Here is a 475-nt window from a genome sequence, read left to right on the forward strand (position 1 = left end):
TTTGAAACACCCATTCCCACTGGTTTTTCCCATTCACCCGTGCCCCCGTTTCATCACTGCCAACCAGACGTGCACTGCGTAAGCGCTCCACAATCTTCGCTACAGGAGTTTCCAGTTGAGCCTGCACCCGTTGCAAGAGGTTAGCAATCGCTCCTTCCGACAGAGTTAGCCCGTAAAGCTCGCTCATTAACTGGCTTAGTCGCTGATAACTGATGGCATGACCGTAGCGCAGATAGGTCACTAGACTCGCAATACTGGTGCCAAAGGGTGAGCCGGGTTCTAAACCAACCGCAACAGGGGCTTGATACGCCTTCTGGCAACAGGGACACATCCCACCGTAGCGTTCCACTCGCGTAACGTGAGGGGTCACCTGAGGCAATTCAATCCGCTCGTAAATCCCGCTTAAGCGCTGCGTCGATGGGTCTACGTCGACTCCACAGTGGGGACAACGCTTGGCTTGAGCCACCACGACTTG

1 protein-coding gene is annotated in these 475 nt (G+C 54.9%); it reads right to left on the reverse strand.

Features of this window, described 5'->3' with window-relative positions; genetic code table 11:
• Positions 1–370, reverse strand: a 370-nt coding sequence (locus JUJ53_RS00305) for a transposase (RefSeq protein ID WP_204150005.1), incomplete at its 3' end; no start/stop codon positions are given.
• Positions 371–475 lie beyond the last annotated feature (105 nt).

This window comes from Leptolyngbya sp. CCY15150, from assembly GCF_016888135.1.
Lineage (GTDB): Bacteria > Cyanobacteriota > Cyanobacteriia > RECH01 > RECH01 > RECH01.